Annotated in this window: 13 protein-coding genes; 8 read left to right on the top strand and 5 right to left on the bottom strand. The window is 66.5% G+C overall.

The window, feature by feature from the left end:
- Positions 1 to 70: 70 nt before the first annotated feature.
- The 6 genes from L6637_RS05085 (at position 71) to L6637_RS05110 (ending at position 8,336) form a co-directional block, all read left to right on the top strand.
- The gene (locus L6637_RS05085; protein WP_237869436.1) at positions 71 to 1,459 is read left to right on the top strand and encodes an SWIM zinc finger family protein; all 1,389 of its coding nucleotides are present in this window, start codon (positions 71 to 73) and stop codon (positions 1,457 to 1,459) included.
- Positions 1,452 to 2,882 carry a DUF5691 domain-containing protein gene (locus tag L6637_RS05090; RefSeq protein ID WP_237869438.1) on the top strand — a complete coding sequence of 477 codons (1,431 nt, stop codon included), beginning with the start codon at positions 1,452 to 1,454 and terminating at the stop codon, positions 2,880 to 2,882. Before L6637_RS05085 ends, L6637_RS05090 begins: the two co-directional genes overlap by 8 nt.
- Positions 2,879 to 3,955, top strand: coding sequence for an ATP-binding protein (locus L6637_RS05095; RefSeq protein WP_237869440.1), 1,077 nt, complete (start codon positions 2,879 to 2,881; stop codon positions 3,953 to 3,955). The genes L6637_RS05090 and L6637_RS05095 overlap by 4 nt, the downstream gene beginning before the upstream one ends.
- 4 nt (positions 3,956 to 3,959) lie before the next feature.
- Positions 3,960 to 6,185, top strand: a complete 2,226-nt coding sequence (locus L6637_RS05100; RefSeq protein WP_237869441.1) for a DUF5682 family protein — start codon at positions 3,960 to 3,962, stop codon at positions 6,183 to 6,185.
- Complete coding sequence (locus L6637_RS05105; protein WP_237858462.1) at positions 6,182 to 7,363, top strand: VWA domain-containing protein; 1,182 nt, start codon at positions 6,182 to 6,184, stop codon at positions 7,361 to 7,363. The genes L6637_RS05100 and L6637_RS05105 overlap by 4 nt, the downstream gene beginning before the upstream one ends.
- Before the next feature lie 94 nt (positions 7,364 to 7,457).
- The gene (locus L6637_RS05110; protein ID WP_237869442.1) at positions 7,458 to 8,336 is read left to right on the top strand and encodes a bifunctional helix-turn-helix transcriptional regulator/GNAT family N-acetyltransferase; all 879 of its coding nucleotides are present in this window, start codon (positions 7,458 to 7,460) and stop codon (positions 8,334 to 8,336) included.
- Between the two features lie 6 nt (positions 8,337 to 8,342).
- Here the strand turns inward: L6637_RS05110 and L6637_RS05115 are convergent, their stop codons facing one another.
- Positions 8,343 to 9,569 carry an MFS transporter gene (locus L6637_RS05115; RefSeq protein WP_237858464.1) on the bottom strand — a complete coding sequence of 409 codons (1,227 nt, stop codon included), beginning with the start codon at positions 9,567 to 9,569 and terminating at the stop codon, positions 8,343 to 8,345.
- Between the two features lie 319 nt (positions 9,570 to 9,888).
- On the opposite strand from L6637_RS05115, the gene L6637_RS05120 reads away from it, so the two are divergent.
- Positions 9,889 to 10,386 (top strand): peptide deformylase, encoded by a 498-nt coding sequence (locus L6637_RS05120; protein ID WP_237869443.1) that lies wholly within the window; start codon positions 9,889 to 9,891, stop codon positions 10,384 to 10,386.
- Positions 10,387 to 10,495: 109 nt separating this feature from the next.
- Entirely contained in the window at positions 10,496 to 10,909 is a 414-nt protein-coding gene (locus L6637_RS05125) for a GFA family protein (RefSeq protein WP_237858466.1), read from the top strand.
- Positions 10,910 to 10,940: 31 nt separating this feature from the next.
- Here L6637_RS05125 and L6637_RS05130 read toward each other — a convergent pair whose 3' ends face one another.
- From L6637_RS05130 to L6637_RS05145, 4 genes are all read right to left on the bottom strand, one after another.
- Complete coding sequence (locus tag L6637_RS05130) at positions 10,941 to 11,303, bottom strand: ArsR/SmtB family transcription factor (protein WP_249801967.1); 363 nt, start codon at positions 11,301 to 11,303, stop codon at positions 10,941 to 10,943.
- Positions 11,303 to 11,965 (bottom strand): SRPBCC family protein, encoded by a 663-nt coding sequence (locus L6637_RS05135; RefSeq protein WP_237869445.1) that lies wholly within the window; start codon positions 11,963 to 11,965, stop codon positions 11,303 to 11,305. Before L6637_RS05135 ends, L6637_RS05130 begins: the two co-directional genes overlap by 1 nt.
- A gap of 121 nt (positions 11,966 to 12,086) precedes the next feature.
- The gene (locus L6637_RS05140) at positions 12,087 to 13,202 is read right to left on the bottom strand and encodes an alpha/beta fold hydrolase (RefSeq protein WP_237869446.1); all 1,116 of its coding nucleotides are present in this window, start codon (positions 13,200 to 13,202) and stop codon (positions 12,087 to 12,089) included.
- Positions 13,202 to 13,663 carry a hypothetical protein gene (locus L6637_RS05145; RefSeq protein WP_237869448.1) on the bottom strand — a complete coding sequence of 154 codons (462 nt, stop codon included), beginning with the start codon at positions 13,661 to 13,663 and terminating at the stop codon, positions 13,202 to 13,204. The genes L6637_RS05140 and L6637_RS05145 overlap by 1 nt, the downstream gene beginning before the upstream one ends.
- Positions 13,664 to 13,739 lie beyond the last annotated feature (76 nt).

The following is a 13,739-nucleotide window of genomic DNA, read 5'->3' on the forward strand; positions in this document are numbered from 1 at the left end:
GCGCGGCGACATTGAGCTTTCATCCTGCCCCGATATACTGCCGGTCCTGGATTCGAATTGGGAAGCCGGCGTGGCGATTGATCTGAAGGCGGTCGAGCAACTCGCTACCGATCAATCCTCGCTCAAGGCGGCCGCCGGCCTTGCCAAGCCGGCGAATTGGTCCGGCGTCGGCGGCAGCCCGGATGGCGCGCTGATCTGGGGCGAATGCGCGGGCTCCGGCGCCAATCCCTACCGGGTGATGGCGGACCTGCGTGACCTCGGTAACAAGTGCACCTGCCCGTCGCGCAAATTTCCCTGCAAACATGTGCTCGGCCTGTTGTGGCTGAATGCGGAATCGATCGTGCCGTTCGCGCCCGCCGACACGCCGGCCTGGGTCAGCGACTGGCTCGGGCGCAGGCGCGGCACCTCAGCCGCAAAGCCGGCGAGCGCTGGCGCCCCAACGGTCGACAAGGATCTGCGCGCCGCACGCGCCCTCGAGCCCGAAGCGCCCGAAGATCCGAAGGATGCCGCACGGCGCGAGGCGCAGGCGGCCAAGCGCAACGAAGACACCGAGCGCGCGATCCTCGATGCGCTGGATGCGCTGGAGCAATGGATCGGCGATCAGCTCCGCCTGGGATTGTCAAGCTTCATCGATGATGCCACGGCGCGATGCCGGCGCATCGCGGCGCGCCTGGTCGACGGCAAGGCCGCGGCGCTCGCCAGCCGGATCGACGAATTGCCCTCCCGCCTGCTCGCGCTCGCCGCCGGCGACCGGCCGCGCGGGGCGGTCGTCGAGCTTGGCAAGCTGGTGCTGCTCGCGCGCGCCTTCCGGGCAACGCCACGTGACGCCGAGATCCGGCGCGCCGTTGCGACATCGGAGACACGCGAGACGGTGCTGGCCGATCCTCAGTCGCCGCGCGTGAACGGGCATTGGGAGGTTCTCGCCGAGCAGGTGCAGACGCGCCGCGACGGTCTGGTCTCGCAGACCACATGGCTGCTCAACCTTGCCGCGTCAGGCCCGCGCTTCGCCATGCTGCTCGACTTTTTCCCGGCAAGTGCCGGACGTCGCGGTTCAGTTTTCACCTCAGGCGAGCGCTTCCGGGGCGAGCTCGTCTTCTATCCGTCGCAGCAACCGCTCCGCGCCCTGCTCGTGCGGCGCGACGCCGCGGATGAGACGCTTGTGTCCGAATGGCCCGCGCCGGGTCACACGCTCTCCGATGCCTTGACGCGGCCGCTGCTGGCCGAGCCGTGGATGATCGAGCTTCCCCTGCTTCTCCCGCAGGGGCGGATCGCGCGAGACGATTCAGGAGCCGCCTGGTGGCGAGCGGCCGATGGCACGGCCACGCTGCCCGTCGCAGGCAGCGCTGAGGGCTTGCTAACCGGCACGGAGCTGACGCGCACCGCCGCGATCTGGTCGGGCAACCGACTCACGATCCTTGCCGCACAGTCTCCCTGGGGTCGGATTGACGGCCATGACTGAAACAGCGGGCGCAGAAGCGATCTTCGAGGCCATGGGGGCGGTCGTGACGCGCTGGACCATGGGTTCGACCGCAGCCGCTGCGGCTTCGTTCTGGCGAACTGAACTTGGCGACGATCCCGTCGAGGCCGAGTTGCGGCTGCTCGCTCTGTCCGGCCAATTCCTCGGCGCAACCGTGACGGCCGAGCCGGCGTCTGCGTTGCGCGTGCTGCCCGACATTCCCCCGCTTGCACTGCCGACCGTAGCAGAGGCGCTGCGACCGCTGGTGCGCCGGATCCTTGCGGCGAGCAAGGACGCAGCGTCCAGAACCGAGCTCGTCCACTTCCTCGCCGCACGCGGCTGGACGACCCATCCTGCCGACTGGATGCCTGATGCAAGCGACGAGGACGCGCCCGATGTCTACGCCGCGTGGCGCGACTGGAGCGCATTCACCGCTGCCGGCGCTACGACGCAGCGACAGACGAACGACCAGATCACAGTAGAGAATTGGGAAGACTTCTGGCCCGCCGCGCGCAAGGCCGCGTTGATCGGCTTGAGGCGGCGCGATCCATCAGCGGCACGCGCGCTGCTTGAAGCAAAAGTCGGCAACGAAAATGCCGATGCGCGGCTGCGCCTGGTGTCCCTGCTTTCGGAGCGGTTGTCCGATGACGACGTTGCCTTTCTCGAAGGCCTCGTAGCGAACGATCGCGCGCCGAAGGTCAAGGCGCTTGCAACATCCATGCTCGCCCGACTCGGCCACGGTCCCGCCGCGGGCGAGGATATCGCGGAGCTTGCCGGCTTCTTCTCGGTGAAGACGAAGGGGCTGCTGCGCCGCTCTCGCGTGATCGACTTTCAAACGCCCAAAACGCCGGCACGATGGCAACGACGGAAAGCCCTGCTCGACGGCACCGACCTGACATCGTTCGCCGGCGCGCTCGGCCTTGCCCCGCAGGACTTGATCGCTGCCTGGGACTGGAAGGTGGACCCGGCGGCCGATGCCGGGCTGATCAAGTTGATTATAGAGACCGGCACCGATGCGCAGCTTGTACAGGCAGCCGAGATCGTCAGCGAACATGATGCGACCGGCCTCATCGTGGCGCTTGCACCGCGTCTCGCCCCCACTGAGCGAGCCAAATTCGCCGTGGCTGGTTTGCGCACGCACGGTTTCCGCTTCGAGATAGCGCAGGTGATCGCCGGCGTTGCGGCGCGCCTCGACGATCCGCTCTCGGCGCCGGCTGGCGCAAAACTGCTGGCCGAGATCAGGCGCGACGACGCCAAGCCGTCGGACCATGCTGAGGAATTTCACGCGCTGGGCGTGCTCGCCTCGCAGGCGGCGGCGCAGCAGACCTCGCAGCGCCTGACGGCTGCGGGCCTGCTGCAAGGCGACCCGCGCCTCGACATGCTGCGGCTCAACGCCGCGTTGGACGATCAAGGAGAGAAGCCATGAGCGAGAAACTGCGGTTACCCGCCGAGGACAGCTTTGCGAGCGAGCTGAAGGCGCTCGCCGCCGGCGAAGGGCATCGCCCGCCGGGCTGGGCGCTCTCGCCGCGCCAGGTCGTGACCTATCTGATGGGCGGCAAGGCGGCCGACGGCACCACGATCACACCCAAATATGTCGGCGACAAGCGGCTGATCGAGACCGCCGTTGCGACGCTTGCGACCGATCGTGCGCTGCTCTTGCTCGGCGTGCCCGGCACGGCCAAGTCGTGGGTCTCCGAGCATCTGGCCGCCGGCGTCACCGGCGATTCCACGCTCGTGATCCAGTGCACCGCAGGGACCGACGAGAACCAGATCCGCTACGGCTGGAACTATGCCCAGCTGCTTGCCCACGGACCGAGCCGAGAAGCGCTGGTGCCGACCCCGCTGATGCGCGCAATGGAGGGCGGCAAGCTCTGTCGCTTCGAGGAGCTGACGCGCATGGGCAGCGACGTGCAGGACACGCTGATCACTGTACTGTCCGAAAAGATGATGCCGATCCCGGAGCTCAACACCGCCGTCTATGCGCAGCGCGGCTTTAACATCATCGCGACCGCCAACAATCGCGACAAGGGCGTGAACGAGCTGTCATCCGCGCTCAAGCGCCGCTTCAACGTCGTCGTGCTGCCGCTGCCTGACAGCGCCGAGGAAGTAGTGTCGATCGTAGTCAAGCGCGTCGGCGAGATGGCGCAGAACCTCGATCTGCCCGCACCGAAGAACGTCGCCGACGAGGTGGCGCGGGTTGTCGCGATCTTCCGCGAGTTGCGCTCGGGCTCGACCGAGGACGGCAAGGTCGCACTGAAATCTCCCTCCGGCGGCCTTTCGACCGCCGAGGCGATCGCGGTGATGGTCGGCGGCATCAGCCAGGCAACCTTCTTCAACGACGGCAAGCTGACGCCGGAGACGCTGGCAAGCAACATGATCGGCGCGGTGGTCAAGGATCCCGTGCAGGACGCCGCGGTGCTCGGCGAATATCTCGAGACCGTGCTGAAGAAAAAGCGCGGCTTCGAAGGCTATTATGCCTCGCTGACCGATCTGATCTGACATCATGGCCGGCGACGTCCATCTCTTCGGCATCCGGCACCATGGGCCGGGATCAGCGCGGCGGCTGGTCGAAGCCCTCGACGCGCTCCAGCCCGTCGCGATGCTGATCGAGGGCCCTGCGGATGCCTCCGACCTGCTGCCGATGCTCGCCTCCCCCGAAATGGTGACGCCGGTAGCGCTGCTCACTTACGCCGAAGACAATCCGGCCAACGCCAGCTTCTTTCCCTTCGCCGCCTATTCACCGGAATACCAAGCCGCCTGCTGGGCCGTGCGGCACGGCGCGGCCTTGCGCTTCATCGATCTGCCTGCCTCCGACAGGTTGGGAGCCTCAGCCGCGGACATCGCCGGGGAAATTGCCGCGCGATCGGAGGAGGATCCGGTCAGCCGTGATCCGATCGGGGCGCTCGCTACCGCTGCTGGCTATGACGACGGCGAGTCCTGGTGGTCCGACGTCATCGAGGAAAATCCAGCGACAGGTCCTGTGTTCGCGGCCGTGGCCGATGCGATGGCGGCGCTGCGCGCGGACGAAAAGGCGGTATCGACCCGGGAGGCCGCGCGCGAGGCGCATATGCGGATCGAGATCGCCAAGGCGGCGAAGGAGTGCGACGGTGCCGTCGCGGTCGTCTGCGGCGCCTGGCACGTGCCGGCGCTGGCCGAGCGTCGCAGCCTCGCGACCGACCGCGAATTGCTCAAGGGGCGGCCGAAGACGAAGATCAAGGCGACCTGGGCGCCGTGGACCGCGCCGCGCCTGTCGCGCGCGAGCGGCTATGGCGCAGGCGTGGTCGCGCCCGGCTGGTGCGCGCATCTCTGGGAGACGCACGACGGCGACCGCGTCGCCCTTTGGCTTGCCAAGGTAACGCGTGTGCTGCGCGATCGCGGTCATTTCGTCTCGACCGCCTCCGTGATCGAGGCGCAGCGTCTCGGCGTGGCGCTGGCGGCATTGCGCGAACGGCCCTCGCCCGGCTTCGAGGAGCTGCGCCAGGCGGCGATCGCGTGCCTGTGCAACGGCGAGCGCGCCATGTGGAACGACATCGCCGCCGAGCTCCTGGTCGGCGCGGGCGTCGGCTCGATTCCGTCGGCGACGCCGCTGGCGCCGCTGCTGGAAGATCTCCAAAGACAACAGAAGGCGACGAGGCTGAAACCGGAAGCGCTCGAACGGCCGCTGACACTCGATCTGCGCAGCGAAAGCGGGCTGATGCGCTCGACGCTGCTGCACCGGCTCAATGCGCTCGACGTGCCCTGGGGACGGTTGACGGACGCCGGCCGCAGCCGCGGGACGTTCCGCGAAAACTGGCAGCTGCGCTGGGAGCCGGAATTCGCGGTGCGGCTGGTCGAGAACCTGCTCTATGGCTCGACCATCATGGAAGCCGCTGCCGGCCGCCTGATCGAAGCCATGGGCAAGGAGAGCGAGCTCGGCGCGCTGGCGGGCCTCGTGCGCAACGCCATGATCGCGGATCTGCCTGGGGCCACCGAATCCGGCATCGCGGCGCTCGAAACCAAGGCAGCCCTCACCAGCGACGGCCAGTCGCTGCTCGACGCGCTGCCGCCGATGGCCGACATCCTGCGCTATGGCGAGGCGCGTGCCGGCACCGCCCAGCATCTCGCGGCCCTGATGCCGCGGATCGTGGTACAGGCGGCGCTTGCCCTGCCCTACGCCGCGCGCAATCTGGATGTTCCTGCCGCAGCCAAGCTGCGCGGCGCGATCCTCGCGGGCGATGCGGCGATCCAGCTGGCCCAGCTCGAGACCGACGTCGTGGCCGGATGGCGCGCGGCGCTGACGGCCTTGCTGCACGATGGCCAGGCCACCCGGCTGATCGCCGGCACTGCGGCACGGCTATTGTACGAGGCGGAGTTGCTGGCGGCCGATCACACCGCCGACCTGCTGGCGCGGATGCTGTCGCCGGGCACGCCAATTGCCGACGCAGCAGGTTTCTTCGAAGGTTTCTTCGAGGGCGCAGGCCAGCGGCTGATCCACGACGCGGCGCTGCGCGGCGCGGTCGACGGCTGGCTGCTGTCTCTCGATGACGACGCCTTCACTGCCAGCCTGCCGCTGTTTCGCCGCGTCTTCTCGGCACTGGACCGCAACGAGCGCAGGCGGCTGATGGACGCGTTGTTTGCTCGGAACAGCGGCGGCGCGAAAGGATATCGGCTGATCGCAGATGCCGCCGCGATCTGGCAGCAGCACGAGGCGCGCGTGATCGCGCTGCTGAACGCCGGAGCCCCCCGATGAGCGAGACCGACGAGCGCAATCGCCGATGGACGCTGGCCCTCGGCGTTGACGCAGAGGATGCCGAAAACACAAGCGCGCTCTCCGACAGCGACCGCCGCATGTCCGAAGCCTTGACGGCGCTCTACGGCAACGGCGACGACGCGCCGAAGAAGGGCCGCGGCGGTCTCGGCGGCTCGGCACCCCGTGTCGCGAAATGGCTTGGAGATATCAGGGAGTTCTTCCCGGCTCCTGTGGTCCAGGTGATCCAGAAGGACGCGTTCGAGCGCAAGGGGCTGCGCCAGATGCTGCTCGAGCCGGAATTCCTCGCAACCGTCGAAGCCGACGTGAACCTGATCGCCGACCTCGTCGCGCTGCGTGGTGTGATGCCCGAGAAGACCAAGGAGACCGCACGGATCGTCATCGCCAAGGTGGTGGCCGAGCTGATGGAACGGCTCGAGCGACGCACGGCGGACGCGGTCCGTGGTGCGCTGAATCGCTCGCTGCGAACCAATCGCCCGCGCTTTGCCGACATCGACTGGCCGCGCACCATCAAGGCCAATCTGCGCCATTACCAGGCAGAGTATCGCACCGTGGTGCCGGAACGGCTGATCGGCTTCCTGCGCCAGCAGCGTCGCATCGTCGATCTCGAGGAAGTCATTCTGTGCGTAGACCAGTCGGGGTCGATGGCAAGCTCCGTCGTCTATGCCTCGATCTTCGCGGCGGTGATGGCCTCGCTGCCTGTTGTCGCGACCAAGCTCGTCTGTTTCGACACTGCGATCGTCGACCTGACCGAAGACCTCGCCGATCCCGTCGAGGTCCTGTTCGGCGTTCAGCTCGGCGGCGGCACCGACATCAACAGCGCGGTCGCCTATTGCGAGGAGCGCATCGAGCGCCCGTCCAAGGCGCATCTGATCCTGATCACCGATCTCTATGAAGGCGGCAATGCGGATGCGCTGGTCGACCGGCTGGCCCGGCTCGCGACGCGCGGGATCAACGTGATCGTGCTGCTGGCGCTGACTGACACCGGCCGTCCGTCCTACGACCCCGTGCTTTCGGCAAGAGTTGCCAGTCTTGGCATCCCCGTCTTTGCCTGCACGCCGGATCAGTTTCCCGACCTGATGGCAACCGCGCTGAAGCGCGAGGATGTTGCGGATTGGGCGGCCGACCAGGATATCAAGCTGATCCGGTCCGAAGGGTGACCGGTTTGGGGTCCAGAACCGTCGCAGCGGCGCGGCCGCCACGAGATCATCCGCTCGCCATTGACTGAAGCAATTATCTGACTAAAGTCAGATAATGCTCGACCCCATCTCCCGCGTCCGCCGCTTCAACCGCGCCGTGACCTCCGCCGTCGGCGCGCTCGATACGTCCTTCCTCGGGCGCGGGCGGCCGCTCGGGGCGGCGCGTGTGCTCAACGCGATCGGACACGGGCGCTCCGAAATCGGCGAGATCCGCGATTATCTCGGCCTCGATTCCGGGTTGATGAGCCGGCTATTGCGCGGCCTGGAAGACGAAGGCCTGGTCGAGACGCACGCGCATGAGGAGGATGCGCGGCGCCGCGTGGTGAGCCTGACGCGCACAGGCAAGCGCGAGTTCGCAGCCTATGAGGACTTGTCGAACAGTCAGGCCGAAGGTTTTCTTGCCCGCAACTCGCAACGCGAGGCGCTGCTTGCGGCGATGGATTTAATCGCCTCCGCGCTGACACGCGACCGCATCGCGCTCACCGAATTGGACCCGCGCAGCGACGCGGCGCGCTACTGCCTGGCTGAGTACTACGCCGAGCTCAGCCGCCGCTTCAAACAAGGCTTTGACGTTTCACTGTCACGCGATCCTGACGCCAAGGACATGCGCCGGCCGCGCGGCAGCTTCATCGTGGCGATGTCGGACACGCTGCCGATCGGCTGCGTCGGCCTGAAGGGCACCGACCACGGCTATGCCGAGATCAAGCGTCTCTGGGTCGCCCCTTCCGCGCGCGGATTGGGGCTGGGCAAGCGCCTGATGGACAGGACTGAAGAGGCCGCGCGCTCGCTCGGCATCGCGCTGTTGCGGCTCGACACCAACAGCGCGCTGCCGGAGGCTGGTCAGCTCTATCGCACCACCGGCTGGCGCGAGATCCCGCGCTTCAACGACGACCCGTATCCGGACCTGTTCTTCGAGAAACAGATCCGGTCGTAGAGTTCGTCACGCCGCCACGGGCGCTGGAGCCGGCTCGGCTTGCGGCTTCGGGAACGGGCGGAACGTCATCGCCATCAGGAACGCGCCCAGGCCCATCGCCCAGGAGCCGATATAGAGCCAGGCGTAGCTGGAGAACGCATCGTAGATCATGCCGCCGGCGAGCGGGCCGGTCGCCATGCCGAGGCTGCCGGCCATCGCCGTGCCGCCGATCACGGTGCCCATCATCTTGAGCGGAAAGTTTTCACGGATGATCACGGCATAGAGCGGCATGGTGCCGGCATAGATGAAGCCGAACACCGTCGCGACCGCGTAGAAGGTCGTGAGCTGGTGAGCAAAGACATAAGCGAGCGCGCCGAAGGCTTGCGCGAACAGGCCCGAGACCAGCACGCGCTTGGCACCGAGGCGATCGCCCATCAGGCCGAAGGCGATGCGGCCGCCGAGGCCGGCGAGACCCTCGACACTGTAAATCGTCACCGCCGAGATCAGCGGGATGCCGCAGCTTACGGCGTAGCTGACCGTGTGGATGATCGGGCCGGAATGGGTGGCGCAGCAGAAGAAATTGGTGGCGAGCAGGATCAGGAATTGCGGGGAGCGCAACGCCTCGCCCACCGTCATGTCGGCCTGCGGGCCACCCGGGCCTGCTGCCTGACCTTGCGGATGCGCGAGCGCCGGCGGACGGCGCACCAGGAGCGCGACCGGGATCATGATGACGGCAACCACCAGCGATATGATCTGCATCGCGGTGCGCCAGTCATGATGCGACACCAGCCAGGCCGCGAGCGGCGCCATCGTCATCGGCGCCACGCCCATGCCGGCCGACACCAGCGAGACGGCGAGGCCGCGATGGGTGTCGAACCAACCGGTGACGGTCGCCATCATCGGTGCAAAGATCGCAGCGCAGGATGCGCCGACCAAGAGGCCGAACACGAACTGGAACGCGATCAGCGAGGTCGCGTGGCTCGCGGCGAACAGGCTGAGCGCCAGCACGGTCGACCCGGTGAGCACCACCGGCAGCGGACCGAACCTGTCCGTCAGCGTGCCCCAGATCATGCTGCTGCAGGCCATCGCCAGGAATCCGATGGTCATCGCGCTGGAGATGCCGGTCACCGACCAACCGGTGTCCTTCGCGATCGGCTGCAGGAACACCGGCAGCGAAAACATGCCGCCGATGGCGACGCATCCGAGCAAGCCGCCGGCGGCGACGATCACCCAGCGATATCTGGAAGAGGTCATCTTGGTCTCCCGTCAGGTCTCTCTGGGTGGAAGACGAATGGAAATGGCAAAAGCAGACAGGCGATCCTACTTTATTTCGCAGACCGTCGCGACCGCGCACAGCCGGACGGAGCCCGAAATCCCGTCCGGTCACCGCAAACGCGAAAACAACCCCATGCACAGTAGACGGCCGCAGCGGGAACACCGACTTTGATGCTGACAACTCCTGACTCCGGAACCTGCCGCGCCAAAGCCGCGATTTGACACGTCGGGCAAAACACCGGCATCATGGCATCATCCCGACAATTCGATTGCACCGCGCCTCTGGCGCCGAGACTTCATGGCCATTCGCCCGATCGTCCGCTATCCCGACCGCCGCCTCACAGTGCCCGCCCGCCCCGTCACCGCTTTCGACGATGGCTTGCGCGAGCTTGCGGCGGATTTGCTTGAAACGATGCGCGCCGCGCCCGGCATCGGCATCACGGCGCCCCATATCGGCGTGCCCCTGCGCGTCGTGGTGCTCGAGCTCGATGCCAAGGCGGGCCCGCAGACCTACGTCAATCCCGAGATCGCATGGGCCTCGCCCGAGATGATCATGCACAAGGAAGGCAGCGTTTCGATGCCCGGCGTCAATGACGAGGTGCAGCGCCACGCCCGCGTGCGGATCAATTATTGGGATCTCGACGGCAACGCACAGATCGAGGAATCCGAGGCTTTGCGCGCCGTCTGCCACCAGCACGAGATTGATCAGCTTGACGGGATGTTCTGGCTCCAGCGATTGTCACGGCTGAAGCGGGAGCGGCTGGTGAAGCGGTTTGAGAAGATGTCGCGCGATTGACGTGCCGTCCATCGAGCTTGTTTGAGCCGGCGCCGGCTGTTCGATGTGGAGAAACGTGTCTGGGCTGATATGATGGCAATCCGTCGACTTCTTCGCGGGAGAGTGACGAATGAATTTTTCCGGCCGCTGCGCCTGCGGCGCGGTTTGCTACACCATCGCTGCCGCACCGATCCGCGGCTTTCAATGCCAGTGCACGGACTGCCAGCGTGATACCGGAAGCGGCCACAGCTCGGTCCTGGTGTTCGCGCGCCAGGCGGTCTCCGTGACCGGCGAGGTGCGCGAGATCGCACGCGCCGCGGACAGCGGCGCCGTCAAGCGCAAAGGCTTTTGTCCGAACTGCGGTTCGCCCATCTACAACAAGCCGGAGGAGAAGCCGGACTACATCGGCATCTATGTCGGCACATTGGACGATGCCAGCACATTCAGGCCGTCCGTCGTGTTGTTCTGCTCGCGCGGCTATGCCTGGGACTATCTCGATCCCGAACTCCCAAAGCTGCCGGAATGGCATCCGGCATCGAGATAGCGCCTTCGGGGCTCTCCACTCCACGAAGCGGTCAGGCTCTCTTCCCGCCCCGCTTCGTCAAATGCGCGTGCCGACGCTCCCGCTTGCCGCGCGCGATCTCCGTCGCCAGCGCGTCGAGCTTCGGCTCCCAGAAAGTCCTGAACTGGCCGACCCAGGCATCGACCGCGCGAAGCCCCGCGCCATCAACCTGATAGAGCCGTCTCTGCGCCTCCGCGCGAACTGTGGCAAAGCCGCTTTCGCGCAGCACTTTGAGGTGTTGCGATACGGCCGCCTGCGTGATGCCGAACTCAGCTCCAATCACTTCGACAACCTCACCGGATGCCATTTCGCCCGGCGCCAGCAACTCGAGGATGCGGCGGCGCACGGGATCGGCGAGGACCTCAAAGACGTGCATCAGCTTCCCGTGCCCGGATGTGCGACGTCGGGCGGCATCTCGCCGCGATAGAACGCGATGGTGCGGTCCGACCGCTGCTTCGCCGTGTCGGGATCGACGCCGCTTGCGACATGAGCCGCGCGCCAATATTCGCCCGAATTTGCCATGAAGTCCTTGCCCGCGGGAGAGCCCATCCATGCCTCCGCCGTTGCATGGTCGACTGCCGCTCCCGTCGCAACATACCGCTCGAGGCCGGCAATGGCGAGATCCCAGCCGATCCCGACTGCGCCCGGGCCAAACTGATTCCAGTGATCCTCGATGATCGCGGTGTGCTCCAGCGTCAACCGCGCCTGACTGCGTTCCGCCGCAAGCCTGACGTCGATCCAGCTGACGGCGCCGCCGAATTCCCATGTGGCTGCAAAATGCGTCGGCGGCGTACAGGCCGTGATGGTGCCGCCTGCGTTGCCCTTCAGCTGGTACTTTCCACCGGTCTGAAGGTTGCCCTCGACCGGCAAGAACCAGCGCGGAATGCGTTCCTTGCTGGTCACGGCGTCCCAGAGGTCCTCGACATCAGTGTCGTAGAGCCTGGTCAGCGTCACCGCGCTGGCCGGCTTCCCGTCTTTCTCGAAATTGCGCACCGAGCGCGTCACGAGCCCCAATGCCCTGGCGACGTCGATCTCCATTGCTGTCCTCCCTGTCGTTGAGCGCGAGGACGAATATCGATCTACACTAATATAAGTCAAGTCTTATATTCATGCGATAGCGCCAGAGAGTGGAACATCCGGCGCGCCATCGGCGATGGCCCTAGAGGCTCCGAAGGAAATCGATCATGGCGGCGCTGACTTCGCCCGCGCGTTCCTGCTGGGTCCAGTGGCCGCAATCCCGCAGCACAATCGGCGGCCGGAGCTTCGGCACGAACGCTGCTTGCCTCTTGATATCCTGCCCAAATGCGGCAGCAACGAAATCGCGGTCGCCAACGAGATAGAGCGCGGGCACCGTGACCATCGCCCCGTTGAAGGCGGACATCAGCTCCCAGCCACGATCGACATTGCGCCACCAGGCAAGCGGGCCATGGAATCCACTTCGCGCATAGGCCTCGACATAGACGTCGAGATCGGCCTCCGTGAGCCATGGCGGCAAGGCCGGCGGCTCGGCCAGGACATTGCCCTTGCGCGGCACCATTCCGGCGGCAAATCCGCCTGAAGCCGACGGCGGCCGATCGCCCGATTGCAGATAGAACTGGGAGCGGAAGGTGCGGCGCAGATCGCGGCCCAGCCCGGCTACGGCTTCAGGCGTCTGCAGGAAGAGCTGATAGAACACCGCATCCTCGTTGCGCGGCATCAGCGTGGTCGGCGGCGCCGCGCTGTCGCCAAACGCGCGCGGCCGGAACGGCGGGCTCATGGCGATCACGGCCGAGAAGCGGTCGGGGCGCAACAACGCCGCCTGCCACGCGATCGCAGCGCCGATGTCGTGCCCGGCGATGACAGCCTGCCTTGCGCCCAAGGCATCGAGGAGACCCACGACATCGCCGATATCGTGGAGGATCGTGTATTTCTCGACCTCTTCCGGACGGTCGCTGTGCCCATAGCCGCGCAGGTCCGGCGCCACAGCATGGAAGCCGGCCTTCGCCAGCGCGCCGAGCTGATGCCGCCAGGAGTACCAGCACTCGGGGAAGCCGTGACAGAGAATGACGAGCGGACCATCGCCCTGTTCGGCGATGTGAAGGCGGATGCCATTGGTCTCGATCATGCGATGCTTCACCTCCGGCATCGTGGGATCCACCCAGGAGGACGGCTCCGCATTTTCGGCAGCGAGCCCGGTCGCAGCAGAGCGCGACGGCCGCGCCAATGCGACACCGGTGGTGAGCGCGCCCGCGGCCCAGAGCATGTCGCGGCGAGACAGCGTCGGCTCCCTCGACATCACTGTGCTCCCTTCGTCGCAACGGGATTGGCCATGAGCAGCCCGAGCGGTTGCAGCGGACCGACCGGGATGTAGTCGTGATCCATCAGATGCGCCTGGCCGAGCGGCAGCCCGTCCATGATCGCCTGCGCCTCGGCGACGTCCCTGGTGTCCAGCAGCAAGACGACGCCGCGACCATCGCCACGCGAATACCATTCGCGGATTTTCCCGCCGAGATAGAGCTGCACCGTCGCCCGGATTTCAGCCGGCAGCACCGCCATCACCTGCTCGCGGGCAACGCCCTGCTTCACGGTCAGGATGACGAATACGCCAGTTACGGCGGGCGCAGCGGCTTGGGTTTGGGATTGGGTTTGGGTTTGAGCGGCGGCCGGGATGGTCATCAATGATCCTCCTGTCAAAGCGAGCACGAATGCGACGACGACGCTGCGCAGCGCGCCCATCGGTCTCTTGAGTGCGGTCATGGCGGGCCTCCTTGTTCTGAAACGGCGGCGTCGGCCTCGCCTGATCACATAGACGCGCGGGGGCGCGGCTTGTATG

The organism is Bradyrhizobium zhengyangense, assembly GCF_022012435.1.
In the GTDB taxonomy this organism is placed as follows: domain Bacteria; phylum Pseudomonadota; class Alphaproteobacteria; order Rhizobiales; family Xanthobacteraceae; genus Bradyrhizobium; species Bradyrhizobium zhengyangense.

Coding starts and splice junctions, on each gene's coding strand:
- L6637_RS05090 (WP_237869438.1), top strand. CDS start 1,452: ATGACTGAAACAGCGGGCGCAGAAGCGATCTTCGAGGCCATGGGGGCG.
- L6637_RS05095 (WP_237869440.1), top strand. CDS start 2,879: ATGAGCGAGAAACTGCGGTTACCCGCCGAGGACAGCTTTGCGAGCGAG.
- L6637_RS05100 (WP_237869441.1), top strand. CDS start 3,960: ATGGCCGGCGACGTCCATCTCTTCGGCATCCGGCACCATGGGCCGGGA.
- L6637_RS05105 (WP_237858462.1), top strand. CDS start 6,182: ATGAGCGAGACCGACGAGCGCAATCGCCGATGGACGCTGGCCCTCGGC.
- L6637_RS05110 (WP_237869442.1), top strand. CDS start 7,458: ATGCTCGACCCCATCTCCCGCGTCCGCCGCTTCAACCGCGCCGTGACC.
- L6637_RS05115 (WP_237858464.1), bottom strand. CDS start 9,569: ATGACCTCTTCCAGATATCGCTGGGTGATCGTCGCCGCCGGCGGCTTG.
- L6637_RS05120 (WP_237869443.1), top strand. CDS start 9,889: ATGGCCATTCGCCCGATCGTCCGCTATCCCGACCGCCGCCTCACAGTG.
- L6637_RS05125 (WP_237858466.1), top strand. CDS start 10,496: ATGAATTTTTCCGGCCGCTGCGCCTGCGGCGCGGTTTGCTACACCATC.
- L6637_RS05130 (WP_249801967.1), bottom strand. CDS start 11,303: ATGCACGTCTTTGAGGTCCTCGCCGATCCCGTGCGCCGCCGCATCCTC.
- L6637_RS05135 (WP_237869445.1), bottom strand. CDS start 11,965: ATGGAGATCGACGTCGCCAGGGCATTGGGGCTCGTGACGCGCTCGGTG.
- L6637_RS05140 (WP_237869446.1), bottom strand. CDS start 13,202: ATGTCGAGGGAGCCGACGCTGTCTCGCCGCGACATGCTCTGGGCCGCG.
- L6637_RS05145 (WP_237869448.1), bottom strand. CDS start 13,663: ATGACCGCACTCAAGAGACCGATGGGCGCGCTGCGCAGCGTCGTCGTC.